Consider the following 26309-nt stretch of genomic DNA (forward strand, 5'->3'; position numbering starts at 1 on the left):
TTGAAAGTAATAATAAGAAGAGGTTATTTATGGATTATGAAGAAAAAAAGTTTGCTATCAACGCATTAAGAATAATGTTTATTGGAAGCCAATTAGATGGAATAAAATTTGGTTTAGCTCCTACTAATACATTTATTTATTTTAAGCACTACAACACTCATGTGCCAGATATGTTTTGGATTGATATCAAGTCAAAATGGGGAATCTATCATCCTAATACTACTGTATTACCAAATTCTGAAGAAGAAATTGAGAGTTTATCAGAAGATGAACAATTTAAATTACTTTTTGATTTAAGAAGAGAAGAAATAGTTGATATAAGATTAGGTGAAAACTCTCCTCATCTTATAATAACTTTTGAATCAGGTAAAATCCTATTTGTTAATGGATACCATGAAACACGTATTTCTTGGTTAGCCGGAGACGGTGGAGGATATAGTGGAAATGAGTGGTTAGTTGAATGCCTACCAGGAAATGGAATAATAGCAGATGTTCCTAAATGGATAGCATTAGACGAGGCAGAGTATAAGTTGGTTTGGAATAACTTTAAAGAAAAATTGAAGTTCAAACCAAGTACTACTAACTTTCCATCATTTCAAGTTCCATCTCCATTTATTACTTTTGATATATCAGATGAATGGTGGTCTGACGAAGATGAAGAGCTTATACTAAAAGCCCTTCAAAACAGTACAACTGAAGGAGAAAATGTTTATGCTTTAGAGTGGAAGCATACATGTTATAAGGGGAATCAGTTACTAGAATTAGAAGTTTTAAATGAATTACCTATTTGTCTGTACCCCGATGGAGATTATTATTTTATTGTAAATGAGAATTTTAGCTGGGGTTTTCTTGCTCACCCATGGGAACGATCAATTACTGTATTTGGTGAACTAGTTTCAAAGATTAATGATGAAAGACCCGAAAATTTCAATAAAATTTTAAGACAAAGCTATTAATTAAACACTATATTTAAAACTCAAATAATGGCTTTGGGATCATATAAAAAAAACAAGTTCGGCTACAGAAAGGTAGAATTAAAAATAATGTCACCAAGATTATTAAGAAATAACATTCTTTTTATCCTTATAATGGGAGTGGGCGGTTGGATGATCATGCATGACTATAAAATCGGGATCTTTGCCGGACCTATTTTATTCTCATAAGGTTAATTTGGGATCTGATTGAGAATAAAGTTAAGAAGAAAAATCTTAAGCAAAATGAATTTAATAGATTGATAAAAAAGGAGAAATAAATTGAGATGAAGAATTGAAACAGAGTATGCATTTATTTCATCTAGATAGTAAGGATGTAATAGGATGACAAAAGTCATTAAAGGCATCTCATACCTGTTTCTAATTGTTTCTCTTTCTGCTTGCTCAATAAATCAAAATAAAGAAAGTTTTAGGGTATTCGATGAATCTCAAAATGAAGCATCAAAAGAAATTAAGAACGAGAACGAGTTTAATAGATTAGAAAAATTATTGAATGAGGCTAATCTACCGAATGTTATATGGCCAGATCGTGAAGAAGACTATACGATTAAGCACGAGAAAGTAGGTCAGGCTGAATTAATAAATAATTATAAAGTTTGGTTTGAGGACAGTCAGGTAATTTTAGTCGATATTCATAATCATAAATATGGCACTCTTGATGGTGTAGATGCACAGGAACTTGAGGAATTATTAAAAATAGAGGGCCTATAAATAATATGCAACAATAGGAGGAGATTCATATGTTGGTAGTAACCACAGAAAAAATAGAAGGCTACAAAGTAGTTGAAGTAAAAGGACCTGCCTTTGGTTTAATTGTTAGAAGTAGAGGACTCGGTGGGGATATTATGGCAGGGCTAAAATCGTTAGTAGGCGGAGAAATCAAACAATATACTGCTATGCTTGAAGATTCGAGAAAAGAAGCCTTGGATCGTATGATTAAAAATGCGAATGAAATGGGCGCAAATGCAATTATCATGATGCGATATGACTCTGGAGAAATTGGTACAAATATGAGTGAAATTGTAGCTTATGGAACAGCTGTCGTAGTGGAGAAAATATAATGGAACTGGTCATAGGTTATTATGTCTTACAAGTTGTCATCATTATCGTTTGCATATTGCTTGGATATTTTATCTATGACAAACGTTTTAAACATAATCATGGGACAAAAATTCCCCATGGTTTTCAATATACGGAAGAAATAAATATCGACCCTGTATCGGGTGAGAAAACAAGGGTATATTATAATCCCAATACAGGTGAACGTTTTTATAAAAAAGAGAAATAAGCGAAGTAGCATGGAAAAATTATCATATCGTAGAACACCATTTGACTGCTTTGGCAGTCTTTTTGTTTTAAAACTAGTATAATTAATAAACTCATTTGGAAAATTATGTTATATTTGAAATGTGTTAAATATATTAGGAGTCTAAATTTATTTTTGTAAAATGAGATTTCTAAATCTTCCTATTCAAAATATGCGTTATTGATTTGACAGTAGCCTATGGCTGCTTATTTTTATTAATTTTATGGAAAAGATAGTGAAATAGGTAAATATTAAGTTCCATAATACACCTTTATTGATAGAACATTTTTAAATAAAAAATAAATAAATAAATAAATAAATAAATAAATAGAAAATTTGAAAAGAGGATCTTGCATGAGGGAATTTATACAACTATTAAAAAAAGGAAATAAATCGGCGTTATTGGCAGCTATTGTTAATACTGTCATAGCTATTTTAAAAGGGATTGGTTTTGCAATGACAGGTAGTGTTGCTTTATTTGCTGAGATGATGCATAGTGCTGCCGATACTGCCAATCAACTTTTTGTATTTACTGGATCTGCATTAAGTAAAAAGTCTCCAACGGATCGTTTTCCGAATGGATTTGGTAGACTTGTTAATTTAGTTTTGTTAGGTGCTGTCTTAATAGTAGGAATTATGGCATATGAAACAATCGTTGAAGGGATTCATCATATTATTAAACCTACTCACCCATCGGGGTTTATTGTTAGCCTAGTTATTTTAGGAATTTCTGTATTGCTTGAATCATTTGTACTTTATAAAGCAATGAAAGAAATTAGTCATGAACTGGGAATAAACTCAAGTGGTTTTGGAGTGGTAACACAAGCAATTTCCAATTTAGGAAAAGCAAAACCAGCTACAAGATTAGTTTTCTTAGAGGATGCTGTTGCTACTCTTGGGGGCTTATTAGCCATGATTGCTGTAATAGTTGCTCATTATTCACCATTTCATGAAGCTGAAGGAATTGCTTCTGTTATCATCGGAATCATGATGTTCACAGTTGTTGGAAAAGTTTTTCTTGATAATGCTGCCGGAGTTATTGGAGAAGCTGACGAAGAAATGGAAAACAAAATTGGTGAGATGGTAATGAGTGATCCAGATGTAAAAGATATCCAAACTCTTACTGTTTTGAAAGAAGGCGAGGATTTACATGTTGAATTAGAAATTGAACTTGATCCTAGCTTAACAGTAGCTGAGGCTGATGATATAAAAGATCGATTAGAAGAAAAAATTATGAATCAAAAGGGCGTAACGGATGTAATCATCGAATTGGACGAAGACGATGGAATTCAAAAATGGGCTGAAGATAAAAATGAGAAAGAGTTAATCGAAAAAAAGTAGATTTTGATAGCCTACTTACATAAACTGTTCGCTAAAGTGAACATTCTTGAAGTAATCTATGAATAAAAGGTATTTCAGGCAATTAAAGAGAAATATTTATTGATTATTAAATCAAATGCAAGAATTTCTAAATACATAAATATTAGGAGGTAGTATGAAACTAGGTGCATTCTCTGTCAGTTTAACTGTAAAAGATATTAACAAATCAAAAGCATTTTATGAAAATCTAGGATTTCAAGTTCTGGGTGGTGATATTACCCAAAATTGGCTTATTTTGAAAAATGAAAATTGCATAATTGGTTTATTCCAAGGAATGTTTGAAAAGAACATTCTAACGTTTAATCCAGGATGGAATGAAAACGGAAAAAATCTTGATGCGTTTACTGATATTCGAGACCTTCAAAAGCAGCTTAAAGAAACAGGAATTAAATTTCAGTCCGAAGCAGATGAAACAAGTGAAGGACCAGCAAGCTTCATAATTGAAGATCCAGATGGTAATCCGATTCTTGTAGATCAACATAGGTGAATAGTGGATTAATTTTAAATTAATTTTCCAAGTTATTGAACAGGGGAGCCGAGAGAAATCGGCTCCTATTTAACTATTCCCAGTAATTTAATTAGAAAAGGTAATATAAGAGCTAATAGGATAATGTTTTGTTATAATCTAATACACAATTGTAATTAAATTAGAAATTAGAGAATGTAAAACTTAAAATAAAAAGGAGATAAAGAATGACAGAAATCTGGGAAGCAAGTTTTATTGAAAATCAAATGATGTGGGGATTTGAACCTTCAGACTCAGCAATTCTAACAAAGGACTTTTTTCTAGAGAAGAAGGTTAAAGATATTTTAGTACCTGGTTTTGGATATGGTAGAAACGCTAAGGTTTTTATAGATAATGGAATAAATGTTACAGGGATTGAGATTTCAAAAACAGCTATTGATATAGCTAGAGATAATGGGCTTGATATTAACATTTTTCATGGTTCAGTTACTGATATGCCTTTTGATGACAAGCTTTATGATGGTATATTTTGTTATGCACTAATACACTTACTGAATAAACAGGAGAGAGAAAAGTTCATTAAAGATTGCTATAATCAGTTAAAGCCAAATGGATTTATGATTTTTACTACTATATCAAAAGATGCTCCAATGTTTGGAAAAGGCAAGAAACTGGATGAAGATTATTTCGAAATCATGGAAGGAATGAAAATGTTTTTTTATGATGCTGACTCGATCAAGCAAGAATTTGAAAGTTATGGACTTAAAGAGTTTTCGGAAATTGTTGAGCCGCATAAGAATATGGAAAATAAACCTCCTTTTAAATTTTTAATGGTAAAATGTCAAAAAGTAATTTAAAAGCGAAAAAGAAAAAACCACATAAAGTGGTTTTTTAATCGCGCATTGCTCCTGCCTCTCGAGAAGTCATTGCTCCTTGACCTTGGCTAACGTCGTTCTGAATTTCTTGTTTTACTTTTTGTGGGTCAGTGCCCGCAACTTTTGGTGTCATCATCGATCCTAAATTTTCTTTACCTTTTTGATTCTGTGGCATAAAAGACCTCCTTAATTTTAATCGGTGCAATTATATTATTTACAAAATGACTTGGTATATGCGGAGGTTAATATGTATTAGTTGAATGACATCAGCATGAATACTAAACGTTTTTATAATTGGAAAAATATTAGAGATGATGCAATATCATTCAATTAGTGGGAACTAACTACAGGGAGGAAAAAGGACTTGTTTACTCTAACGGATTATCAATTTGTTATTTTACTTGTCTTAATGTTTTTATTTCTTCTGGCGCTTGTTAAAAATAAAAAAATGATTGCTCTGTTTATCTCATTTTCATTCTTAGTTATAGGTACAATTATGTTTTTTTCAGGATTTGGTAGGATTAAAGGGTTTGAAGGAATGGCTGTAACATTAGCTGGAATCATATATGGTGTAGTAGGGTTAGCATCGATATTAATAACTTCTTTAACTATTTATTTTCGTTCTAAAAGTGAATCTAACTCAATTGATAAATTCTAACCCCTATACTTGAGTGGAAGATTCCGTTTTAGCGTAACTTAGTTTAATCGATAACACCAAAACTACCTATTAAATTAGTGTTAAAACCATCAAAATAAACGAAGTAAGATACAAGATTAATTGAATTGTTTGTATTATGATAGCTTTTCAAAACATACACTATTCTTAATACTGTATTATTTTTTTACTTTAGGGGATGGGGAAATGAAATTTGAAATGCAAAAAGCAAATATGTTAGCTGAAAGTATAAATGGCTTTATTAAATTTATTCATAAAAGTCATGAAAATAGTAAAAACAACAACTATATTAAAAATACTGATAAAATATTTCAAATAAAACTTCTAATTAAGGAATATAAATTTCAAGTACTAGCGGATGAATTGATTAGAATTAATCGATTTACTTGGGATGAAAAATACAGTTTTTTATTAGTAGACAATTTTGTAAAAGGAATCAATATTATTAGTGAATTTATAGATCGTAACTACGATGAACTATATATTTTTACAGCAAGAGTATATACTTTAAAGAATTTAAGTACATCATTTAGTAGAAAGATATAATCTTCCGAGGACTGCAATCGGCAGTCTTTTTTCTATTTAATGTAGTATCGATCTAATAATTACTCACCTCAGGTTTGTTTGACAAAAGATAAAGTGATCACCAGGATTCCAAACGTGCAGGTGATCAGCACGGTATCCGCGTAGCCAAAGCTCATCGTTTATTCGTCTAAGATAAAAGCCTTTAGGAAATTCATCATCTTCAGTAAGGATTTCGGATGCGATAGTGATTGATCCGGATGGAGCCTGCTGACTTTGTATAGTTTTCCCTGAACTTTTTGGTTGATTAAGATAAACAAGTCTTAAGTAAGGTCCCAGCTCAAGTGGACACAATTTTAAACCAAGTTCGCTTGCTCTATTAAAAATTTGAGCAGTAGTAGCTCCTTCCAAAAAGCCGAGGTCACCAACGGTTAGTTCAACAGTTTGAAGACGGTACTTTGTGTCAGAAGTCGTAAATCTATCATCTGCTAATAACTTTTCACCATACTCATTCATCAAGATAGAATATTCCTGTAGCTTCATTATAAGCTGAGATTTTGTATGTCCGCCAACCTCTACAATTCTAGTAATAATTTGACAGTTTGGATAAATATTATCCTCATTTTCAATACCCATTTGAATTCACTCCTATCTATTTTTGTGAAGTTCCTCGTTTTAACAAAAAAATATTTCAAATTATGCCATATAACAGTAACCCCATAAAGTGTATCTTTTTATAATATTAAAAAGGGGTTCGATGACAATATGGAAATCATCTCCGTTTATTTAATGATCGGGTTATTGATTAGTGGAGCAATTTATGCGGTGGCAGATTTTCGGCCTTGGTATGTTTTTTCTGCATTGTGCATTGCCTGGTTACCTCTAATATTCATTGGAATGATCATAACTTTATTTATGGATTTAGAAGGAATCTCCAATAAGCTAAACAGATAAAAACACAAAACCAAGAAATGAATCCAAAAAACGTGACAATTGTATTTTCGGACCACCCATATTTTAAGCCAAAGTGATAGTGAATGGGTGTCATTCTGAAAATACGCTTACGAGTACGTTTAAAATACCAGACCTGTAAAATAACTGAAAGTATTTCAGTAAAATATATAAAGAACAAAATGGGAATTAAAATTTCAACTTTCTCAAGAACAGCAAGAAATGATAGTGACCCCCCTATAGCTAATGAGCCCGTATCCCCCATAAAAGCTTTGGCAGGATATATATTATAAATGAGAAAGCCAAGTAAACATCCAATCATTATTAAACAAAAAATTTGCACCTCTGATCTGTCTGAAACCATAAAAAAGAAAAAGTATGTAGGGATTGCAACAACTCCTAAAAGACCATCTAATCCATCCGTGAAATTAATTGCATTTGCCGAACCAACGATAAATAATGTGACGATAATAACAAATAACACCATCGGAAGCTCGAATGAAATATTCTTATAAATATTAATGTTGGTGTCTACGCCTAATTCGTTAATCACGTAAAAAAGCAAGGTACTTGTAAAAATAAATTGAAAAATAAGTTTGGTCTTACTTGATACCCCTCCTGGATCTTTGCGAGAAGCTTTCCAAAAATCGTCCAAAAAACCAACAAAACTAAAAAGAATGTAGGTAATTGATAAGAAATACATTAATGGGGTAGGAGAAAAAAGAATTGATACTATGATTCCTACAAACAGAATAATTCCAAACATTAACGGAGTGCCTTTTTTTAACTGATGCTCGGAAGGAAGTTCTTTTCTTATCGGTTGAATGAGCTTAAGTTTTCTCAAAACAGCAATTAATAGAGGAGATAAGATTGCAACAACTACAAAAGAAATTAACGCTGGGGTTATTTGATTAATCACTTTTCAATTACTCCTTTTCACTTATCTATCTATAATAAGTTCTAAAAAAAACATTTATTTCCTCTATTTCATAGAATCAGATATTTTAATAATTTAATTTTCTATTCCCGTAATTTTTACTCGAGTAATACCTTCGATAAAAAAAGAACTTGAAAAATGGAGTTCTTTTTTTAAAGCTTAAGTACTTAATTCAAGCGGATTGCAGATTCCCCCCATTTACGAAAAATTTTAATAGTATTACACTATTAATATTAAAGTTTCGTTTATTGATTTAAAAAACTGGTGACTATTTAATTCTACATACTCAAAGGGATTAAAACTTTAGGAGGCATAGTATGAAAAAAAAAGTTAATGGTACTGGCTTGCACAATTCTTTTATTTGGTTGTTCAATGAAAACAAAGACTGAGAGTAAAATTAGTCAAACTGTCGCAATTGTAGGCGTTACTTCCGTTAATACTATTATTTATTCAGTAGAAAACGATCATAATTTAATTAAATCTATTAAAAAAGGGTTCGAGACAAAAATATCAAAAAACGAATCAATCCAAACACCTAATATAACACTAACAATTATTAACGAAGATGGTAAGAAAGAGGAGTTTCAAGTAAATTACAAGCAAAGTATCTATTTGTACAAGGGGAACGTTTACCAACTTGATACCAAAACAACAAATCTACTTCAAGAGCAGTTTATGAATTAACGATGTTTAAAACTAATTACTTTTTGAAATAAAGACCAGAGCGACCAACTCTTATTTTTACTATCGCAATTAAGCTCATAAAAAGTTCAAAAATGAGCGGGCAAGGAAAAGGAATTTCAATCGTAAAACAAAGAAAAGGCACTAAGTTATCCGTTTATGCGATCGATTCTGCAAAAAATAGAAGCGGAAGCACAATAGTAACCGTGTACTAAGTAAAAAAGAGACTCACAGGATTTTCTGTGAGTCTTTTTTATTTGAATAGTTTAGTTCGTATGATGAACAAAATGGGACCCTTTTAAAAAGGATATTGTTAATATGCTTCATTTTTGTGCTGTAGCAATTTAATTAAATAAATAATAATTGAAACTAATTTCAACCGTGACACTTTAAAGGAAAATCATGTAAGTTCAAGAATTATCATATTATGGAAATTGAAGGTTGTGGAATATGAGTAGGAATTTTCAATTTCGATTATTTTCTCAATGTAAGTACTTTTAATATGTCAAAACTGAGTACTTATATATTAGATTCAGTTATAGTCGTGTGTATCTCTTAAAGGGGTTTGACTAGACATGATTTGGAGTGATTGTTATGAATAAAGTAACTAAAGGCTGGATTAATGGATTCATAGGAGTACTCATCTTTAGTGGTTCGCTACCTGCAACGCGCCTGGCTGTGGCTGAATTTGATCCGTTGTTTTTAACAGTCTGCCGTGCTGGGATAGCTGGTTTATTGGCAGGAGCTCTCCTTTTAATCTTCAAGGTGAAACGACCTGTCAAAAGCGACATTGTTCCATTATTGGTAGTGGCATTCGGGGTTGTGATTGGTTTCCCGCTACTGACAGCCTTGGCGCTTCAGTATGTTACGTCGGCACATGCTATTGTCTTCATTGGGTTACTTCCACTCTCGACGGCAATTTTTGGTGTAATTCGAGGTGGTGAACGCCACAGACCAGCTTTTTGGATTTTTTCAGCTATTGGTAGTATCTTGGTGACAGGATTTGCCCTAATCCACGGAGGAGAATCATCACCAATCGGTGATGCCTTTATGCTGGCTTCTATCATCGTATGTGGCCTCGGTTACGCAGAAGGTGCTCGACTATCACGTCGTCTAGGGAACTGGCAGGTGATCTCTTGGGCTCTCGTTCTGTCTCTTCCACTTATGCTTCCACTTTCATTCTACTTAAATCCAAGCTCGTGGGAGGACATTGGCCGTCCTGCTATTTTCAGTCTTGCTTATGTATCCTTATTCAGCATGCTCATTGGCTTTGTGTTCTGGTATCGAGGTCTGGCGCAGGGCGGCATAGCGGCGGTTGGACAGTTGCAGCTTCTCCAACCTTTTTTTGGACTATTGCTTGCCTCATTAATTTTGCACGAGAAAGTTGGATGGTTACTAGTGGCCGTGAATATCGTCGTAGTATTATGCGTGTTAGCAGCTCGTAAATTTGCAAAGGAACAAGTAACTCCACATAAAAGCGAGATTAAACAGAATTAGTAGCCATGAATAAGAATTAATTTAATGATCGGTAGCTTTGTGAAGGAATATCATTTAAGGGAACGGAATTAACATATTATGGAAAAGTTGTAAGGGAGGTGTATAAATTGATAGATTACTCATTATTGATTATTGGTTTAGCACTTTTATTTGTGTCGTACTTGGTCGCTATTAAAAAACAAACCTGGTTGCTAGCTGGTTTTAATGAGAAAATGATTAAAAATAAGTCATTATTAGCTAAAGTAGTAGGTGGAGGTTTTTTTCTTCCACTCAGCTTATTAATCATTATTAATAGTTTTATCGACTATCCTTATGAAGTAACGGTTCTTCTTATCATAATGTTGATTTTATTAACAATAATTTACTTATTTATAAATAGAAGATTACTAGATTAATTCAATAAATTCATGCATTATTTAAAGAAAAATAGGCTACTTAGGTAGTCTATTTTTAATTTTACCAACAGGCAGTTTAACAGAATTGTAGTGATATAATTAAAATATTAGTAATTAATTACTTATTGATTATAAGGTTATTTCTAAAAAGTCAAATACATTATTTGAACAGCAAAAGTCTTCTCAAAAAAGAAAAGCAGAAAAAGGAGGAGTTCACCATCATTAAGAAAAAAGTAGCCGTATCATTTAGTGGAAAAGATTCAACATTGGCATTGCATGATCTTTTGCATTCAGATGAATATGAAGTAGCTGTGCTGATTGCTTCTGTAACAGAAGGTTTTAATCGTACGAGTATTCATGGTGTTAGGGTTGAGTTATTGGAGGCGCAGGCACAGTCTATTGGACTTCCTTTGCGTAAGATATGGATTCCAGAAAATTGTTCTAATGAAAAGTATCAAGAGATCATGCTTCAGGTAAATACGGAGTTAAAGGAGCAAGGGATTCATCATATTGCTTTTGGTGATTTATTTCTTGAGGATGTACGTAAGTATCGTGAGGATATGTTAAAGCCATTAGGAATCAATCCAATCTTTCCTTTGTGGGGAGAAGATACAACAAGTGTACTAAATCGATTTTTATCTCTAGGCTATAAAACGATCATTACTTGTGTGGATTTAACAAGATTATCAGAAGAATTTTCAGGTAAAGAATTAAACGATCAATTTATTGAAGAACTTCCTGATGGGGTTGACCCTTGTGGTGAAAATGGTGAGTACCATTCTTTTGTTTTTGATGGTCCCATTTTTAATAGGCCAATAGAGTATCTAGTGGGAGAAATGAAGCTGACAGCCGATGTATATACAGGTGAAACTAGATTCTGTTTTACTGACTTGATTCTTGATGAAAAAGTATAATATCAAATGAAGTAGGAACATTTCTACTAATGTAATAGTTTAACTATTACGTACTCAGATGAATTAAGAACATTACCAACCAATATATCGTGTGATTTGCTAATTCTATTAAATTTCCATATTTGTACTAGGAGACTTGTCCAATCTCCTTTTTAATATTTTGAATAAGTTATATTAAATATTAAGGAGGTGATTTACATGGCGCTCTTACCAATCCGTTCCGTACAAAGAACTGATCATTCAATTGAAAACGCACAAGCAGAACTACAAAGATTAGTAATTCGCGATTCACACAACATTGCAGTTACTCAAACTGAAGCTCAAGGTTTAGCTTTAGTACAAGCATCACTACATGCTGCAATTGAGGCTGTGATTATTTTATTTGGTGATGATCCTAGAGTTAGTCAATTACAAAGAGTTTCTCAATCTTTAGAAAATCTTCAATTACAAGCTCAATCAGTTAGAATTGAAAATTCAGATGGAATTGTAGTAACACAAACAGAACTGCAACTTGAAGTAGTCATCCAAGCTGCAATTAATTTATTAGCACAATTAGTAGCAAAAATCGGCTAATAAAATTTGGACAAGCAATGGACAAATTTTTTATGTCCAAGCCCATACAGATTTGATAGATGATTTTTTGCAGGAATATATATTTTTTTTTTGAAGCTATTAGTGGCCACTGAACTTCAAAAGTTATCCTAATTTAGATTCAATTTTGTTTTTTGATACCATCTTTTTTGTGAATGAGACATAAAAGATGGTATTTTCGTTTTCCTCTACGGTATATTGATGTTTAAAGTATTTCTATTGGACTCATCTCATATAAATAGTGAATATCAAAATTGGTACTTTTAATGAGGTGGAAATGTGTATTTTTTTAGAGATATTTCTAAAGAGGTTCGATTCATTCAAATCAAATTCAATAAACATAAAAGTACAATGAAATTCATTTTAGTGTCTATTTTTGCCTGTATTGCAGCGATTTTTCAGGCCGCAGGTGGGTATTTACCAGGGGTTGGATTACTTTTAAGTCCGCTTGCTACAGCACCTATTCTATTGTGTTCGATGTTTTCCGTTTCATCTGGAGTAAAGTGCTATATTTTGACCATTTTATTATTATGTATTATTCAGCCGACTGAACTAATGGTATTTCCTTTTACAACAGGGCTGTTAGGACTAGGGATAGGTACAGGTTTTTACTTTTTTAAGAAGAGAGTTAGTATAATTGTAACTGGTGCAATTCTATTATTGTTAGGCGTATTGAGTCTATTATATATTTTTCACTTTCCAGTTTTAGGTCCGGGGGTTACAGATTCCTTTTCAATTTTTACAACTGGAAGTATCTTTATATTTGCTTTACTTTATAGCTGGCTGTGGGTTGAATTAGCTCTGATTATTTTTAGAAGAGTAAAATTGTTCTTTGATAAGTGATCTTCTAATTCTCTTACGTTTTGGGAACGAGCCATCTTGGTCGGCATAAAGGAGTACCGATTTCTTACATAAAATAAATAAACCACGGGAGCATAATGAAGCCCGTGGTTATTTCAATTTATAGTATTTATTGAACGATTTCAAAAATAGTTCCTTGATGATAGTCAGTCACTTTCATTGAGCCATAAACTCCTAAATATAAACTGGTTTGATTCAGATTCGTACCCAAACTCACATAATATGAAGATTGGGATCCAAAATCATATTCGGTTTGAATTACACTATAATCATTTTGTTTATCATCAGCTCTTACTTTTGTATAAGCTAAGACTCCATGAGATTTCTGGGCTAAATCTGTAAACACAACACTTCCAGTTAAACCTGGAATTCCATTTCCCATATATGGCTGAACACCTGTCAGTGCAATTCCTTCAAATTTATCGGGTCTTGAATCTTTATGAAAGTAACTAGTTAAAGGCTGAAGTCGACTGCCTGAAAGTGATACTGACTCATTGTAAAAAGCAATTGTTTTCTCATCCAATTTCGAATGATCTGGGCATGGACTGATAAATGAAGTAGGGTAAGCACCTTCCCAGCCTCGCCATCCAAAGTTAATCAATCCATCTTCATTCAGTTCGGAATTCATGGAGGAAGCTTGAATAAGCTGAGGAACTGGAATTGGTTTATAATGAACAAATGAAAAAATAGACTCAACTAAATTCTGACCGACATTTCCCGCATATTTAATATACTGATGATAATACTTCTGAAATGAAATGCCTGATATATTGCGAACCCCTTTGGCCATTACCGAGAGTGTTTGTTGAATTGTTGTGGGCAGTTCATTAAAACGTGTAACGATTGGTGGAGTATTGATGTTTGTATTCTGATTTATATCAATTTCAATGATTTTACCAGCGATTTCTAAATTGTCCTGGCTTAAGTTAAATGGATCAAAGCCTGAACCACCATCTCCAGTTGTTAAAACAAGTTTACCTGTTTCAGGTGAAAAGTTTAAACTGTTAAAGCCATTATGATTGGAAAATGGTCTCCTTAAGTTAAGTAATGTCCGTCTTTTTTGAGGCTGGGCATTAGATTGTAAAACCCATTCCTCAACTGTATCAATATGATCATATTGAGTTTCTCTATTCTCCCATTTTAGGTTTAAAGTTTTTGGGTCACATGGATTCGGTTTAAACGTTTTATGAGGAGCACCTGGACCTTGAGTTCCGGCTACCGAGTAATGAAGATAAAACAGACCGTTATGATTAAAATTAGGATGAAACGCTAGTCCTAGTAATCCGCGTTCATCATAACCACCATCAGAACCTAATTTTAAAACTAGCGGGCGAATATCTAAAAAAGTCCTAACATCACCGTTTCCTATGTAAAAGATTTCTCCAACCTGGGTTGCAATAAATAATCGTTCAATCGATTCACCTGGAAGTATAGTTGTTTTCAACACAGTCGGTAAATTAATCTTACTGACAAGGGGACGTAAACGTACCTTCACTTTTTGCACCAACTATACACCTCCTTTATCAATTTTTCTTCTATAAAAATATGTTAAGAGCGGTTTTATTAGTACATATTAAGTTTCTGGGCAAGGTAGTGAAAGTATAAAGTTGGAAGAACATAGTTCAAAAAGTCTTCTAGATTTATATTCAAGGATGGATTTTTATGAAGGCGCTCAATAAATTCATTCATCAAAAAGTGAATAGATGTTTTCGAATTGATACAAACTAAATTTAAAAAACATAAAAGAGGGTGAGCACTTGAGTATCGAATTCGAGGTAGGAAAAGACTATGAAGAGGGTTCAATTCTAGATGTTTTGCATGATTTAGGGTTTCAAGATGATGGCAGGTCATTTGCAAAGGATGGAAAGCGTTATAATTACGTAGGCTGTGATCGTTATCAAAGTTATGTGTTTTCGGTTACAATGGATCAACTATAAGGATTGAAAAAGAGAAACCTGTGTATAGGTTTCTCTTTTTAGTTTGTTATGAAGTTAAGTCTTCTCTTGTACACAACTCTAGTGAGAGTGCATATTCGGTTACGTCCTCTGATACTGCGTTTTTCCAAATCCATTGGAACAAATTATTATGATGAAGAATACCATTAACGATTCCTTTCCCAAGTTTATCTCGCATATCAATAAAAGTTTTTGCCTCTTTTTCTGATGTGATAGATACTTTTAATTCCTTAATTAATTTTTCTGAGAATGCTATTTTTGAAACCATTCGTGGTTGGTTTTTGTATGTTCCAGTACTCATAATATTCTTGTATAAGAGTAATTCTTTTTCTTCGTCTTCCAATTGCTTAATAAAATCTACGCGTAAGGTCGTAGCCCAGGCTATTTGTTTTTCACTACCAATTAAAGCAGGTAATCCCATTTCATTTGAGATTTCCATTGAATACTCATTCTTTTTCTGTTTATAATTCTCAAATTCTGCATTTCTACAATCGTAACATTTTTTCGTAAAAATCTTTTCAACATAAAATTCATTAAAGACTAATTGATCATCTAGCTTTATTTTGCCTGGGTGCCCACAAAGATAAGTTCCATTGTACCAGTTCATATTGTTTATACCTCCACCAATATTCATATTCTTCTTATGAGTATTGACGAGCGATATTGGTTTCATAATGTTTTACACAAGATTTTTCTAACTAGTAGCATGAAATGATTAACGACTTGCTAATTTTGAGCCCGTTTGAACATATAACGCCATTTCTTCCTTTGGTACCATACTGCCACCAGTTCCCCAAATGATATGGGTAGCGTTTTGCATTTTTTTCGTTAAATGATGCTTTTGGATATAGTCTGTTTTTTCATTACATAATTTAACTGGCCCAATCATACCTGCAAGGGCTGAAGGTTCTAAAAAAATCTTTTCAGTATCTAGTAGTTTTTTTAGTAATAAATATAATTGTTCATCACTTACTGTGTAATTCCCACTTAAAAATGGTTCGATTGTTTGTCCGACAAATCCAGAAGCTCTGCCAACAGCAAGTCCATCGGCGGCAGTAATATTATCGATGCCGACATCCTGAACCGAAATTTGATCATGTAAGCCTGTCATTAAACCAAGTAGCATACATGGTGAATGAGTTGGTTCAGCAAAGAAACAGTGTACATTATCTTGGAACAATAATTTTAATCCAAATGCGACTCCACCAGGACCACCACCGACGCCACATGGAAGGTAAACAAATAAGGGATGGTCTTGATCAACTTTTATTTGTAACGCTTCTAATTGCTTTTTTAATCGCGAAGCTGCTACAGCATATCCTAAAAATAGATCGTGAGAATTTTCATCATCAATAAAATGACATGTTGGATCATTTGCTGCCTGCAATCTACCTTCCTCAACGGCTTTGCTATAATCTGCCTCATATTCTATGACTTCAACATGTTTACTCCTAAGTAAATCTTTTTTCCATTGCTTCGCATCGGCTGACATATGAACTGTCACTTTAAACCCTAATTGGGCACTAATGATGCCAATACTAAGTCCAAGATTTCCAGTTGATCCTACTGCAATTGAAAATTGTGAAAAGAACTGTCGGAATTTTTCACTATGTAAAATTGAATAATCATCATCAATTGATAATAACCCATGTTGTAAGGCCAATGATTCAGCAGTTTTGAGTACTTCATAAATGCCACCTCTAGCTTTAATCGAACCTGAAATAGGGAGGTGGCTATCACACTTTAGGTATAATTCACCAAAAATCTGTTGTTCATATGTTTGTTCTAATGAGTTTTTCATTGAAGGGATTTTTACTAATGGAGACTCGATGATTCCATCTGACTTTTCTGTTTCAGGAAAGGCTTTTTTTATATATGGCGCAAATCTTTGTAAGCGATCTTCTGCTTCTTTTACATCCTCTTGAGTGAGAGGGGAGTTTTTGATTGCTGTTTGAAATGGTTCAATATTCGGATTCACCCAAAATACTTCTTGTAGAGAAATGAGATTGTTCAGTAAAGGATGTTGGTTTATTAATGCTTGAATTTCAGTTTCTTTCATAAGTTGTTCCCCCGATACATTTGTGTATGATTTCATTTAAAAAAAATAACTTTTGAATGCTTCGTTTTCCGTAATGACGGAATTTCGAGTCCGTATTTCTGGATTATTCCGAGTTTATGGAATAGTAACAAGTATTATATTTAGAATATTCTTAATTATAAATAAATAATTTTGTAAGTTAATCAAGTACGAATAGGAACATTTTGGTAATGTTACTTATTAAGTTAATAGAATGGCATAGAATTTGCAAATGAAAATGGTAATCGTTTTTACATGTAAACAAAAGGGAGGAGTGGATGATTCTTTTTTTGAAAACGTTTTCCTTGATACTTTTAGTTTCATATTTTATTTGAATTTGGAGGATTGTAAATGAAGAGTCTAAAAAAATGTTTGATGATGGGACTGATCTTTATGCTATGCATGTCATTTCTACCGATGAAGTCTTTTGCGGCAGGGAGTTTTACCTCAAAAACATATAATAGTAGAAACTATAAAATTTACATACCTAGCTCTTATCAAGCAGGACAGAAAGTACCACTAGTCGTCATGTTACATGGTTGTACTCAGGATCCTGATCAATTTGCAGCGGGTACGAGAATGAACGATGTTGCTGAGACCGAGAAGTTTATTGTGATCTATCCAGAGCAACCTTCTTCTGCTAATTCAAATAAATGTTGGAATTGGTTTGAGACAGCTCACCAGTCAAGAGGTAGTGGGGAGCCAGCGTTAATCGCAGGAATGGTCAATCAAGTGAAAACAGACTACTCGATTGATAGTGATCGTGTTTATGTAGGAGGGTTATCGGCGGGTGCTGCGATGAGCGTCATTATGGGAGCTACTTACCCTGATGTATTTGCTGCTATTAGTGTTGGGGCTGGATTAGAGTATAAAGCTGCTACAAGTGTAACAAATGCTTATACAGCAATGAGTAGCGGTGGTCCAAATCCGAGTCAACAAGGTGATGCAGCATTTAGTGCAATGGGAAGTAATAAAAGGGTTGTCCCTGTAGTTGTCTTTCATGGAACATCAGATTACACCGTTTATCCTGTAAATGCGAATCAAGTTATTACTCAGTGGGCACAAACAAATGATCGAGCATCTGATGGCGTCGACAATAATAATATAGATGATACGGCTGATCAAACGATTATTGGTACAGTAGCAGGGGGAAGAAGTTACACAAAATCTATTTACAATGATGCAGCGGGTGTTTCGATCATGGAAAAATACATGATCGATGGTATGGGGCATGCATGGTCTGGTGGAAGTACAGCTGGTTCATATACAGATCCAAATGGTCCAAACGCATCTCAAATCAGTTGGGAATTCTTTAAAAATCATCCGAAAAATGGTGTGATTGATACGACATCTCCAACAACAACTGCCTCACCAGCTGGTGGGACTTATACAAACGCAATCAATGTTGCATTAACTACAAACGAAACTGCAACGACTTATTATACAACTGATGGAACGACTCCTACGACAAGCTCCAGTACTTATTCAAGTCCAATTACAATCAGCGCAAACACGACATTAAAATTCTTTAGTAAAGACTCAGCAGGTAATCAAGAAACGATTAAAACAGAGGTGTATCAAATTAATGTTGGCCCTGATACGACAGCACCAATCACAACTGCTGCACCAGCAGGCGGAACATACACTAATTCGGTGAATGTCACTTTAACAACAAATGAAACAGCAACTACTTATTACACAACGGATGGAAGTACACCAACAACAAGCTCTAGTGTCTATACTAGCCCGATCGTGATTCATTCAAGCTCGACTTTAAAATACTTTAGCAAAGACACAGCAGGTAACCAAGAGAGCGTGAAAACAGAAAACTACACAATTCAAACAAGCTCAGCTAGCTCATATAAATCAGTCGCAGCTGATGATGGCTTTGTTGGTAGTTTAGCTGCAGATGGTAGTAGCACAACAGTTCATAAAATTGGTGACAAAGGAATGTATAATACTGACACATATCGCACTATCCTGTCATTTGATTCCAGTGCCATCCCAGATACTGCAACAATTAAAAGTGTGAAATTAAGAATCTACCGAAAATCATTAACGGGAACTGTAACCAATGTAAGCCTAGATATTAAAAATGGCATGTTCGGGGTGAATAGTAGTATAGAACAAAGTGATTTCAATGCAGCAGCCTCAGGGACAAATATTGTAACACTATCTATTCCTTCAGCGGATAACAGCTATACTGAGGTCGAATTACCAACTAGCGCTTTTGCTTATATTAATAAAACAGGAAAAACACAAATTCGTTTAAAGGGTTCAGCTGCAGCAGATTTTGCATCTGATGTGTTAGAAATTTACGGTGGCGAAGATAGTAACTTTGCACCTTTGCTAATTGTAGAGTATTGATGAGGTAAATGATTTGTCATGAAAAACAAAGTCAGAACCTAAAAGGTTCTGACTATTTTTTGGTAATTATGCTTTTTGAACGTTTGTAGCTTGTGGGCCACGTTGACCTTGCTCAACTTCGAAAGTTACAGCTTGGCCTTCGTCTAATGATTTGAATCCTTCGCTTTGAATAGCTGAGAAATGTACGAATACATCATCTCCGTTTTCGCGCTCGATGAATCCAAAACCTTTTTCTGCATTAAACCATTTTACTTTACCATGTTCCATTTAAAAAAGCCTCCTTGTGTGCTCGGCACACGAATTAATAACTTAATATTACCAGTTATTGTCAAGATAAGCAAATCGCCTTTAATCTTTCACTATAATTGGTTAAACTTCACCTATCAATGAATAGAAAAATTCATGATTCAATGGTCATCGATGCTTATGGATTTGTTGACCAAAGCCCAGCTGTTTTTACAAAAACTCTACGATTAAGTTTTAAACTAGAAACAATTAAGTCAGCTAAATCTTCAGGGTGCATAACGCTTTCTTCATTCCCTTTAACAAGATTTGTATCTATTGCCAAATCTGTTACTACCGTACTAGGTGTTAAAGCCGTTACACGGATATTATGCTTTCTTACTTCAAGCATAAGTGATTCTGTAAGACCTAAAACAGCGAATTTAGAAGCACTGTATGCACTTGTAACCGGAGCACCTTTTTGACCAGCAGATGAAGCGATATTGATAATATCACCAGTTTTATGCTCAATCATACCTGGAAGTACTGCTCTTGTTACATTATATACACCCATTAAGTTAACTTGGATGATTTTTTCCCATTCTTCAGGCGTTAATTCAAGAAATCCACCAAATTTAGCGATACCTGCATTATTGATTAAAATATCAATCGTACCAAGATCTGATTTAATATGTTCAACAGCATGTGTAACGGATTCAAGATCTGTCACATCTGCAACAGCCGCGGACACATTAACTTCAAACTGTGAAAGTTCTTCAGCTACCTTCTCAAGGTTTGACATATTTAAACCAATCAAGCCTAAATGAACACCTTCTTTAGCTAAAGCGATTGCTGTAGCTCGGCCAATTCCTCTACCTGCTCCTGTAATAATTGCAGTTTTTCCATTTAAAGAATTCATTTCATCACTCCTATAATTTAAAAATATTGTTAAATCATACCAAAAGTAAAATGTAATTACGAATAGAATGACTGGCGCTTTAAAAAGTTAGTAGTTTTTATTCAATCTTCATTTCAATTAGTGCACCTAATAATTTTTAAAATTTAGTGTAAATTAATGATAAGTGTAAGACTGTATAAAAAAAGTAGGTTTAACCATTTATTTTTAAGTACAAATTTTTTTATTCATTGAAGTATCTACTAAGGTCATAATTTTGTCGAAATTAGTTGCGAGAGTTTTGAACTATCATGTACAAGAAATTAGGAAGAAAATAATCATTCAAATGAACACTATATGCTAAAAGGAGTTGACATAAATATGAAGAAATATTATAGAGAATGCATTTTATTTATATCAATTCTATCTAGCTTTTGTAATTGGAATGAGCGTACTCTTTTTAAAAAAGATTTGATAAATCAAGTGAAGGTGGTTAAAGATACGATGAGTACTTCTTTCTATGTAGATCCGTCGATTGACCTTTCTAGTAATCAGTTCACTTCAATTATTATTGAATTCAAAACAAAGCCAGCCAAAATAGCTGTTTTGGAGGCTGAAGCCGAGGGGAAGCAGTTATCACTGGAAGAAGCAACTAAACAGGTTGAGGAAAGTCATAAATTATTTCAGAAAGAACTGAAGACTTTACTTGATGATCATCAAATTCCTTATTCTATTAGGCATACGTATACGACTGCCCTTAATGGTGTATCAATGGATTTACCTTCAAAGGAAATAAAAAGATTGTTACAATCAACTGTTATCGAAAAAATCTATCCAAACAGAAAAGTTCATCTAATGCCTCCAATCACACCGTTTAATCAAATGTAAACGTAAAAAACGCAAATCGATTTTTAACTTGTTGGTATAGAAATATTCACCGATATTACTCAAATAAAGGGGAGTATTAAAAAGGTTTATGAATTATTAAAACTCTGTATCAAACATTATCGTTTCATTTGCTTTACGTAATGATACTCGTGAAATTAGTGCAATTACACCACAAAATGAAATATCAAATATCCTACTAAACACTTTAAAATAACTTTATAATAAGGGAGGAGTACTTACTAGAGTAGGGAGCTTGCTTCGTAACTTCGAATGAACTCCTAGTAGCGGAATCTACATGAGCTTTTTTAAGCCATTCTCTTATTTATTTGATGTACTTAAACGTTTTGTAAATTAGATCATCAAAAGTTAGCGATATGTCAGTCTCCTATTCTACAAAAATACATATAAAAAGATAAAAGGTTCGATACATATGAGGGGTTCTTCGGTCAAACTTTGGTCAGCGTAAACCAATGGGATTTGAAAGACAAGGAGGAATAATCATGTTTGAATTTGATGCAAATATAGAACAACTAGCGAAAATTAAGGTCATTGGAGTTGGCGGTGGGGGAAACAATGCCGTGAATCGAATGATTGAAGATGGAGTTGAGGGCGTAGAATTTATTGCCTTTAATACAGATGCCCAAGCGCTTAAACAATCAAAAGCTGGGATTACAATGCAAATCGGAGCATCACTTACTAGAGGGTTAGGAGCAGGTGCAAATCCGGAAATTGGAAAACGTGCAGTAGAAGAAAGTAAAGATCAAATTGAAGAAGTATTAGCAGGCGCAGATATGGTATTCGTAACGGCTGGAATGGGCGGTGGGACAGGCACTGGTGCAGCTCCAGCAATCGCGAAAATTGCTCGTAATCTTGGTGCGCTGACAATCGGGGTTGTCACACGTCCGTTTAAATTTGAAGGCAAGAAGCGTGCAACAAACGCTGAGGGTGGAATTAAAGCACTTAGAGATGCGGTGGACACGCTAATCATTATTCCAAACGATCGCTTATTAGAGCTAGTAGATAAAAAGACACCAATGCTTGAAGCGTTCCGTGAAGCAGATAATGTACTTCGCCAAGGGGTTCAAGGGATTTCAGATCTAATTGCTGTACCAGGGTTAATCAATCTGGATTTTGCTGACGTGAAAACAGTCATGTCACATAAAGGAACAGCTTTAATGGGTATTGGTATTGCAAAAGGTGATGGTCGCGCGGTTGAAGCGGCTAAGAAAGCACTAAATAGCCCATTACTGGAAACATCGATCAATGGAGCTCATGGTGTCATCATGAACATAACTGGCGGTCACAATTTAAGTCTGTTTGAAGTACAAGAAGCAGCTGATATCGTTGCATCTGCTTCCCATGAGGAATTAAATATGATTTTTGGTTCGGTTATTGATGAAAACTTAAAAGATGAAATCATCGTAACTGTCATTGCCACTGGATTCACAGAGCAAAAGGATGCACCAATCAAAACTGCTCCACAGCCTAGGGTTGAGGAAGTGACCAGATCATATCAAAGAGAACAACGTACACAATATGAACCGATCAACCGAAGTGAAAGGGTTCAAGTACAAGAATATGATCGTTATGAATACGAACCAATCAACCGAAACGAACGAGTACAAGAATATGACAGATATCAATATGAACAACCAAACCGTAATGAACGTGTACAAGAATATGAAAGACCACAACGAATCACTCGTAGCGAGCAGGTACAAGAATATGATCGTTACATAGAACAACCAGAAGAATCTTCATATATCCCAGCGTTCTTACGTAAACGAAAAAGACAACAATGATTGAATCAAAAAGCTGATTTCTATTTTGGAAATCAGTTTTTTTGTATTGTATTAGTTTACTATGTTCGGAGCTCTAGTCAGAATAAATCACTTAATGAATTTAATTCAAGGAAAAGTCACAATACATTCAAGAGATTCCTCCAAACTAACTTATTTACATGATGAAATAACAGTTAGGAGGAGAAAATGAATGATTTCTTTTATTGATGAAATTCTGCCACATGCAAAGCGTATTCAAAAAGAATTTAATATTTTAGCTTCTATCATTCTGGCGCAAGCCATTCTTGAATCAAATTGGGGGAAAAGTAGACTAGCTATAAATGGGAAGAATTTGTTTGGTGTAAAGGGTTCTTATTTGGGTAAGTCCGTCACTATGAGAACTGCTGAATACAACGCTAAAAAAGTAAGATATTTCATTGAAACAGCATTTAGAAAATATCCTTCTTGGTATGATTCACTTTTGGATTTAGCTAAGTTATATCAAGATGGGGTTAGCTGGGATCGAAATAAATATAAAAAGGTAATTGGAGAAAAGGATTATAAACGGGTAGCCCAATTCATTCAAGAAGCTGGTTATGCAACTGATCCAAATTATGCTAGTAAGCTGATAAAAATTATTGAATTAAATGATTTAACCCGATATGATATTATGTCTTGTCCATTATTGAAGTTTGGTTCTAGAGGGGAATATGTTGAACAAATCCAACGTTTACTGGGTGTAAAAGTTGATGGGATTTTTGGAGTAAACACATTTACTGCGGTTAAAGCTTTTCAAAAAGAAAAGGGCTTGGTAGAGGATGGAATAGTTGGTAAAGATACATGGGAGAAAATGAAATAGCTAAAGTAAGACCCTATTCTTTTAATCGAATAGGGCTTTTCTCATTTACTTAATCATTGCATTCAACGGCTTTAAACTGAAGTATACCAAAGCTTGATTGACTATATCAATGTCATATATTTTTCTCTCTAAACAGAACTGGATGACTAAATCACTCGTATCACTATCTGATAATGAATAACCGGCAGTACTTAATAGTTCTTCAAATTCATGTTCATTTAGTTCAAGCGCTAAGGCAAGAGCGATAATGGTATTTTTCTTTGGAAGATAGTTTGGATTGGAGCGTATTTTTGAAAAGTGTTTTCGATCAATCCCAGCCTTTTTATATATCACTGGATCGCTCGTATTTTTTTGGTCAATAAACTGAAATAACAACTCGCTAAGTGATGGTTTACGTTTATTTTTTATAAAATCTTCTAATTCCATAGAGTGAAGATCGATACGTTCTTCTTGGAGACTATATTGGTATTCTTCTAAAACATGAGATGAGTTGGGATTTAAATGGCTATCAATATACTCCTGTAATTCTTTTAGTATCTTTTTAGTCAACATTTGAATCAATTACCCTCCTAGAAATGTCGCTTCGCAGGCGACCAATTCATCAATGAATTTCGTTACTATTATAACATCAAGAAACAGGAGGATGATGAGAATGAATCATAATAAAACAGAAATCATTTTTTTACTAGACAGAAGTGGATCCATGGCTGGACTTGAAAGTGATACAATTGGAGGATTTAACGCATTTATTGAAAAACAATGTAAGCTGGAAGGGGAAACTTTTCTGACAGCGGTGCTTTTTGATGATCAATATGAGATTTTATGGAATGGAGTTCAAGCTAACAATACAAAGTTAACTGAAGATGAGTATTTCGTTAGAGGGTCAACAGCATTATTGGACGCTGTAGGAAAGACGATTCTAGATGTAGGTTACAGATTGACGAAAACAATTGAAGAAGAAAGACCAGGAAAAGTAATCTTTGTCATTACGACCGATGGAATGGAAAATGCGAGTAGCGAATTTAAGAATAGAAAAGTACAAGAACTGATTAAACACCAACAAGAAAAATACAATTGGGAATTTATTTTCATGGGAGCAAACATTGATGCCGCAAAAGAAGCAGAAAGTATTGGAATTACGAAGGAAAATGCCTATCATTTTGAAGCTTCTGAAGCAGGGGTTGAGTCTATGTACAATGTCATTTGTGAGGCAGTTTCTGAGAAAAGGCTGAAATGATTTAAAGCTAGATATATTGAGGAGAATATGAGAGTTGAGATCTCGAATCTTAGCTCTCTTTTTTATGTAATATTTTTCATTCGTACTAGTCTGCTAGCGTCTTAGTTCATTGATGATGGAATACAATGGATAGTAAACAGCACTTCATTTTATATTAAGAGGTGAGACATCATGTTTTCTGTTACAGAAATGCGTGATTTCGAAATGTTTTCTTTGTCCCATATTGTTACCCTCATTTTATTCTTACTAACTTTTTTTACTTTAATTTATTACAGAAATAAACTTAAGCCGTACCAAAAAACAATTAAATGGGTGCTTTTTAGTACGCTGCTTCTTTGTGAGGTTTCCTTGCATCTATGGTTAATAGTAACAAATCAATGGGACGCGAGTGATCTTCCAATCCAGCTTTGTTCTCTTAGTACCTTTTTAGCACTGTTCTTATTCCTCAAAAAGAGTGATAAAGTGTTTAACTTGTTATTCTTTATTGGTATTTTTCCTCCTATTTTAAGTATGGTTACACCTGAGATTGGTTTCCATTTTCCTCATTTTCGATTCTTGAAATATTTCCTACATCATTCAGCAATTCCATTGTCCGTTCTGTATTTTATCCTATTTGAAGGCTACAGAGTTCCTAAGAAAGCCATTTTATATAGTTATATAAGTGTGAACATAATTGCCATACCAGTTTTTTTCTTGAATCAACAGCTTGATACAAACTTTTTCTATTTAGCAAGCCCAACCGATTCAAAAACAATCTTATCATTTTTAGGTAGTGACATCATGTACTATATTAATCTCGAAATCATCGCTATTTTTGTTTTTATTATCACTTATATTCCAATGGGAATGTTACTAAGAAAAGAAAATATGAAAAGAGAAAATGGATGATTCATTTTGGGTCATAAAGTATAAAATAGAACATAAAGAAGGGTACTAGGTTTATATCTAGTACTCTTATTTGTCTTATATCGAGAAGTTAGATAA

The 26309-nt window shown here is 33.7% G+C and carries 31 protein-coding genes; 22 read left to right on the forward strand and 9 right to left on the reverse strand.

All coding sequences use genetic code 11. The features are described 5' to 3' along the window. Positions 1 to 29: 29 nt before the first annotated feature. From ACX6U0_RS09405 to ACX6U0_RS09435, 7 genes are all read left to right on the forward strand, one after another. Positions 30 to 956: a DUF2716 domain-containing protein gene (locus ACX6U0_RS09405; protein ID WP_464959695.1), complete on the forward strand. Its 927-nt coding sequence runs from the start codon at positions 30 to 32 to the stop codon at positions 954 to 956. Between the two features lie 360 nt (positions 957 to 1316). Next, positions 1317 to 1703, forward strand: a complete 387-nt coding sequence (locus tag ACX6U0_RS09410) for a hypothetical protein (protein ID WP_464959696.1) — start codon at positions 1317 to 1319, stop codon at positions 1701 to 1703. Between the two features lie 29 nt (positions 1704 to 1732). Beyond that, the gene (locus tag ACX6U0_RS09415) at positions 1733 to 2053 is read left to right on the forward strand and encodes a YbjQ family protein (RefSeq protein ID WP_430509689.1); all 321 of its coding nucleotides are present in this window, start codon (positions 1733 to 1735) and stop codon (positions 2051 to 2053) included. Beyond that, positions 2053 to 2280 carry a hypothetical protein gene (locus ACX6U0_RS09420; RefSeq protein ID WP_464959697.1) on the forward strand — a complete coding sequence of 76 codons (228 nt, stop codon included), beginning with the start codon at positions 2053 to 2055 and terminating at the stop codon, positions 2278 to 2280. The genes ACX6U0_RS09415 and ACX6U0_RS09420 overlap by 1 nt, the downstream gene beginning before the upstream one ends. A 372-nt stretch (positions 2281 to 2652) precedes the next feature. After that, positions 2653 to 3639: a cation diffusion facilitator family transporter gene (locus ACX6U0_RS09425; RefSeq protein ID WP_464959698.1), complete on the forward strand. Its 987-nt coding sequence runs from the start codon at positions 2653 to 2655 to the stop codon at positions 3637 to 3639. A gap of 154 nt (positions 3640 to 3793) precedes the next feature. Continuing rightward, complete coding sequence (locus ACX6U0_RS09430; RefSeq protein WP_464959699.1) at positions 3794 to 4165, forward strand: VOC family protein; 372 nt, start codon at positions 3794 to 3796, stop codon at positions 4163 to 4165. Between the two features lie 206 nt (positions 4166 to 4371). Next, a complete protein-coding gene (locus ACX6U0_RS09435; protein ID WP_464959700.1) occupies positions 4372 to 5001 on the forward strand; it encodes a class I SAM-dependent methyltransferase in 630 nt (209 codons plus the stop codon). Between the two features lie 34 nt (positions 5002 to 5035). Here ACX6U0_RS09435 and ACX6U0_RS09440 read toward each other — a convergent pair whose 3' ends face one another. Next, a complete protein-coding gene (locus ACX6U0_RS09440) occupies positions 5036 to 5194 on the reverse strand; it encodes a hypothetical protein (protein ID WP_464959701.1) in 159 nt (52 codons plus the stop codon). A 189-nt stretch (positions 5195 to 5383) separates the two neighbouring features. Between ACX6U0_RS09440 and ACX6U0_RS09445 the strand changes: the two genes are divergently transcribed. Both ACX6U0_RS09445 and ACX6U0_RS09450 read left to right on the forward strand, forming a co-directional pair. Beyond that, the gene (locus ACX6U0_RS09445) at positions 5384 to 5677 is read left to right on the forward strand and encodes a hypothetical protein (RefSeq protein WP_464959702.1); all 294 of its coding nucleotides are present in this window, start codon (positions 5384 to 5386) and stop codon (positions 5675 to 5677) included. Between the two features lie 204 nt (positions 5678 to 5881). Beyond that, positions 5882 to 6241, forward strand: a complete 360-nt coding sequence (locus ACX6U0_RS09450; RefSeq protein WP_464959703.1) for a hypothetical protein — start codon at positions 5882 to 5884, stop codon at positions 6239 to 6241. A 63-nt stretch (positions 6242 to 6304) separates the two neighbouring features. On the opposite strand, the gene ACX6U0_RS09455 is transcribed toward ACX6U0_RS09450, so the two are convergent. Both ACX6U0_RS09455 and mraY read right to left on the reverse strand, forming a co-directional pair. After that, a complete protein-coding gene (locus ACX6U0_RS09455) occupies positions 6305 to 6853 on the reverse strand; it encodes a helicase (RefSeq protein WP_464959704.1) in 549 nt (182 codons plus the stop codon). Between the two features lie 277 nt (positions 6854 to 7130). After that, on the reverse strand, positions 7131 to 8087 hold the full coding sequence (mraY, locus tag ACX6U0_RS09460; protein ID WP_464959705.1) for a phospho-N-acetylmuramoyl-pentapeptide-transferase: 957 nt from the start codon (positions 8085 to 8087) through the stop codon (positions 7131 to 7133). Positions 8088 to 8477: 390 nt separating this feature from the next. On the opposite strand from mraY, the gene ACX6U0_RS09465 reads away from it, so the two are divergent. The 6 genes from ACX6U0_RS09465 to ACX6U0_RS09490 all read left to right on the forward strand — a co-directional run bounded on the left by ACX6U0_RS09465 (position 8478) and on the right by ACX6U0_RS09490 (position 13026). After that, complete coding sequence (locus ACX6U0_RS09465) at positions 8478 to 8789, forward strand: hypothetical protein (RefSeq protein ID WP_464959706.1); 312 nt, start codon at positions 8478 to 8480, stop codon at positions 8787 to 8789. Between the two features lie 591 nt (positions 8790 to 9380). Beyond that, the gene (locus ACX6U0_RS09470; RefSeq protein ID WP_464959707.1) at positions 9381 to 10283 is read left to right on the forward strand and encodes a DMT family transporter; all 903 of its coding nucleotides are present in this window, start codon (positions 9381 to 9383) and stop codon (positions 10281 to 10283) included. A gap of 107 nt (positions 10284 to 10390) precedes the next feature. After that, positions 10391 to 10678 carry a DUF3784 domain-containing protein gene (locus ACX6U0_RS09475; protein ID WP_464959708.1) on the forward strand — a complete coding sequence of 96 codons (288 nt, stop codon included), beginning with the start codon at positions 10391 to 10393 and terminating at the stop codon, positions 10676 to 10678. A 164-nt stretch (positions 10679 to 10842) separates the two neighbouring features. Then, a complete protein-coding gene (locus ACX6U0_RS09480; RefSeq protein ID WP_464959709.1) occupies positions 10843 to 11592 on the forward strand; it encodes a Dph6-related ATP pyrophosphatase in 750 nt (249 codons plus the stop codon). Between the two features lie 198 nt (positions 11593 to 11790). Beyond that, on the forward strand, positions 11791 to 12165 hold the full coding sequence (locus tag ACX6U0_RS09485; RefSeq protein WP_464959710.1) for a spore coat protein: 375 nt from the start codon (positions 11791 to 11793) through the stop codon (positions 12163 to 12165). A gap of 297 nt (positions 12166 to 12462) precedes the next feature. Continuing rightward, positions 12463 to 13026 carry a hypothetical protein gene (locus ACX6U0_RS09490; RefSeq protein WP_464959711.1) on the forward strand — a complete coding sequence of 188 codons (564 nt, stop codon included), beginning with the start codon at positions 12463 to 12465 and terminating at the stop codon, positions 13024 to 13026. Between the two features lie 127 nt (positions 13027 to 13153). Here the strand turns inward: ACX6U0_RS09490 and ACX6U0_RS09495 are convergent, their stop codons facing one another. Next, positions 13154 to 14548, reverse strand: coding sequence for a PQQ-dependent sugar dehydrogenase (locus tag ACX6U0_RS09495; RefSeq protein ID WP_464959966.1), 1395 nt, complete (start codon positions 14546 to 14548; stop codon positions 13154 to 13156). Between the two features lie 253 nt (positions 14549 to 14801). Between ACX6U0_RS09495 and ACX6U0_RS09500 the strand changes: the two genes are divergently transcribed. Then, positions 14802 to 14981 (forward strand): hypothetical protein, encoded by a 180-nt coding sequence (locus ACX6U0_RS09500; RefSeq protein ID WP_464959712.1) that lies wholly within the window; start codon positions 14802 to 14804, stop codon positions 14979 to 14981. A 46-nt stretch (positions 14982 to 15027) separates the two neighbouring features. On the opposite strand, the gene ACX6U0_RS09505 is transcribed toward ACX6U0_RS09500, so the two are convergent. Both ACX6U0_RS09505 and ACX6U0_RS09510 read right to left on the reverse strand, forming a co-directional pair. After that, entirely contained in the window at positions 15028 to 15606 is a 579-nt protein-coding gene (locus tag ACX6U0_RS09505) for a hypothetical protein (protein WP_464959713.1), read from the reverse strand. Positions 15607 to 15714: 108 nt separating this feature from the next. Then, positions 15715 to 17058 carry a D-serine ammonia-lyase gene (locus tag ACX6U0_RS09510; RefSeq protein WP_464959714.1) on the reverse strand — a complete coding sequence of 448 codons (1344 nt, stop codon included), beginning with the start codon at positions 17056 to 17058 and terminating at the stop codon, positions 15715 to 15717. A 369-nt stretch (positions 17059 to 17427) separates the two neighbouring features. Between ACX6U0_RS09510 and ACX6U0_RS09515 the strand changes: the two genes are divergently transcribed. Continuing rightward, a complete protein-coding gene (locus ACX6U0_RS09515; protein ID WP_464959715.1) occupies positions 17428 to 19443 on the forward strand; it encodes an extracellular catalytic domain type 1 short-chain-length polyhydroxyalkanoate depolymerase in 2016 nt (671 codons plus the stop codon). A gap of 66 nt (positions 19444 to 19509) precedes the next feature. Here the strand turns inward: ACX6U0_RS09515 and ACX6U0_RS09520 are convergent, their stop codons facing one another. Continuing rightward, positions 19510 to 19710, reverse strand: coding sequence for a cold-shock protein (locus ACX6U0_RS09520; RefSeq protein WP_464959716.1), 201 nt, complete (start codon positions 19708 to 19710; stop codon positions 19510 to 19512). A gap of 157 nt (positions 19711 to 19867) precedes the next feature. After that, on the reverse strand, positions 19868 to 20584 hold the full coding sequence (locus ACX6U0_RS09525; protein WP_464959717.1) for a 3-ketoacyl-ACP reductase: 717 nt from the start codon (positions 20582 to 20584) through the stop codon (positions 19868 to 19870). 357 nt (positions 20585 to 20941) lie between these two features. Here ACX6U0_RS09525 and ACX6U0_RS09530 point away from each other — a divergent pair, with 357 nt between their 5' ends. The 3 genes from ACX6U0_RS09530 (at position 20942) to ACX6U0_RS09540 (ending at position 24088) form a co-directional block, all read left to right on the forward strand. Beyond that, complete coding sequence (locus tag ACX6U0_RS09530) at positions 20942 to 21448, forward strand: protease inhibitor I9 family protein (protein WP_464959718.1); 507 nt, start codon at positions 20942 to 20944, stop codon at positions 21446 to 21448. Positions 21449 to 21948: 500 nt separating this feature from the next. Then, positions 21949 to 23250, forward strand: a complete 1302-nt coding sequence (ftsZ, locus tag ACX6U0_RS09535) for a cell division protein FtsZ (protein ID WP_464959719.1) — start codon at positions 21949 to 21951, stop codon at positions 23248 to 23250. A 190-nt stretch (positions 23251 to 23440) separates the two neighbouring features. Next, entirely contained in the window at positions 23441 to 24088 is a 648-nt protein-coding gene (locus ACX6U0_RS09540) for a glucosaminidase domain-containing protein (protein ID WP_464959720.1), read from the forward strand. A gap of 45 nt (positions 24089 to 24133) precedes the next feature. On the opposite strand, the gene ACX6U0_RS09545 is transcribed toward ACX6U0_RS09540, so the two are convergent. After that, positions 24134 to 24640, reverse strand: coding sequence for a hypothetical protein (locus ACX6U0_RS09545; RefSeq protein WP_464959967.1), 507 nt, complete (start codon positions 24638 to 24640; stop codon positions 24134 to 24136). A 100-nt stretch (positions 24641 to 24740) separates the two neighbouring features. Between ACX6U0_RS09545 and ACX6U0_RS09550 the strand changes: the two genes are divergently transcribed. Both ACX6U0_RS09550 and ACX6U0_RS09555 read left to right on the forward strand, forming a co-directional pair. Continuing rightward, complete coding sequence (locus ACX6U0_RS09550; protein WP_464959721.1) at positions 24741 to 25325, forward strand: vWA domain-containing protein; 585 nt, start codon at positions 24741 to 24743, stop codon at positions 25323 to 25325. A gap of 204 nt (positions 25326 to 25529) precedes the next feature. Further along, positions 25530 to 26213: a YwaF family protein gene (locus tag ACX6U0_RS09555; protein ID WP_464959968.1), complete on the forward strand. Its 684-nt coding sequence runs from the start codon at positions 25530 to 25532 to the stop codon at positions 26211 to 26213. Positions 26214 to 26309: the final 96 nt, after the last annotated feature.

The sequence above is a fragment of the Gottfriedia sp. ABJ_BB2_2 genome, assembly GCF_055484705.1.

Coding starts and splice junctions, on each gene's coding strand:
- ACX6U0_RS09510 (WP_464959714.1), bottom strand. CDS start 17,058: ATGAAAGAAACTGAAATTCAAGCATTAATAAACCAACATCCTTTACTG.
- ACX6U0_RS09450 (WP_464959703.1), top strand. CDS start 5,882: ATGAAATTTGAAATGCAAAAAGCAAATATGTTAGCTGAAAGTATAAAT.
- ACX6U0_RS09525 (WP_464959717.1), bottom strand. CDS start 20,584: ATGAATTCTTTAAATGGAAAAACTGCAATTATTACAGGAGCAGGTAGA.
- ftsZ (WP_464959719.1), top strand. CDS start 21,949: ATGTTTGAATTTGATGCAAATATAGAACAACTAGCGAAAATTAAGGTC.
- ACX6U0_RS09470 (WP_464959707.1), top strand. CDS start 9,381: ATGAATAAAGTAACTAAAGGCTGGATTAATGGATTCATAGGAGTACTC.
- ACX6U0_RS09440 (WP_464959701.1), bottom strand. CDS start 5,194: ATGCCACAGAATCAAAAAGGTAAAGAAAATTTAGGATCGATGATGACA.
- ACX6U0_RS09485 (WP_464959710.1), top strand. CDS start 11,791: ATGGCGCTCTTACCAATCCGTTCCGTACAAAGAACTGATCATTCAATT.
- ACX6U0_RS09425 (WP_464959698.1), top strand. CDS start 2,653: ATGAGGGAATTTATACAACTATTAAAAAAAGGAAATAAATCGGCGTTA.
- ACX6U0_RS09550 (WP_464959721.1), top strand. CDS start 24,741: ATGAATCATAATAAAACAGAAATCATTTTTTTACTAGACAGAAGTGGA.
- ACX6U0_RS09410 (WP_464959696.1), top strand. CDS start 1,317: ATGACAAAAGTCATTAAAGGCATCTCATACCTGTTTCTAATTGTTTCT.
- ACX6U0_RS09420 (WP_464959697.1), top strand. CDS start 2,053: ATGGAACTGGTCATAGGTTATTATGTCTTACAAGTTGTCATCATTATC.
- ACX6U0_RS09455 (WP_464959704.1), bottom strand. CDS start 6,853: ATGGGTATTGAAAATGAGGATAATATTTATCCAAACTGTCAAATTATT.
- ACX6U0_RS09405 (WP_464959695.1), top strand. CDS start 30: ATGGATTATGAAGAAAAAAAGTTTGCTATCAACGCATTAAGAATAATG.
- ACX6U0_RS09415 (WP_430509689.1), top strand. CDS start 1,733: ATGTTGGTAGTAACCACAGAAAAAATAGAAGGCTACAAAGTAGTTGAA.
- ACX6U0_RS09465 (WP_464959706.1), top strand. CDS start 8,478: ATGAAAACAAAGACTGAGAGTAAAATTAGTCAAACTGTCGCAATTGTA.
- ACX6U0_RS09540 (WP_464959720.1), top strand. CDS start 23,441: ATGATTTCTTTTATTGATGAAATTCTGCCACATGCAAAGCGTATTCAA.
- ACX6U0_RS09505 (WP_464959713.1), bottom strand. CDS start 15,606: ATGAACTGGTACAATGGAACTTATCTTTGTGGGCACCCAGGCAAAATA.
- ACX6U0_RS09555 (WP_464959968.1), top strand. CDS start 25,530: ATGTTTTCTTTGTCCCATATTGTTACCCTCATTTTATTCTTACTAACT.
- ACX6U0_RS09530 (WP_464959718.1), top strand. CDS start 20,942: ATGAAGAAATATTATAGAGAATGCATTTTATTTATATCAATTCTATCT.
- ACX6U0_RS09515 (WP_464959715.1), top strand. CDS start 17,428: ATGAAGAGTCTAAAAAAATGTTTGATGATGGGACTGATCTTTATGCTA.
- ACX6U0_RS09520 (WP_464959716.1), bottom strand. CDS start 19,710: ATGGAACATGGTAAAGTAAAATGGTTTAATGCAGAAAAAGGTTTTGGA.
- ACX6U0_RS09545 (WP_464959967.1), bottom strand. CDS start 24,640: ATGTTGACTAAAAAGATACTAAAAGAATTACAGGAGTATATTGATAGC.
- ACX6U0_RS09435 (WP_464959700.1), top strand. CDS start 4,372: ATGACAGAAATCTGGGAAGCAAGTTTTATTGAAAATCAAATGATGTGG.
- ACX6U0_RS09430 (WP_464959699.1), top strand. CDS start 3,794: ATGAAACTAGGTGCATTCTCTGTCAGTTTAACTGTAAAAGATATTAAC.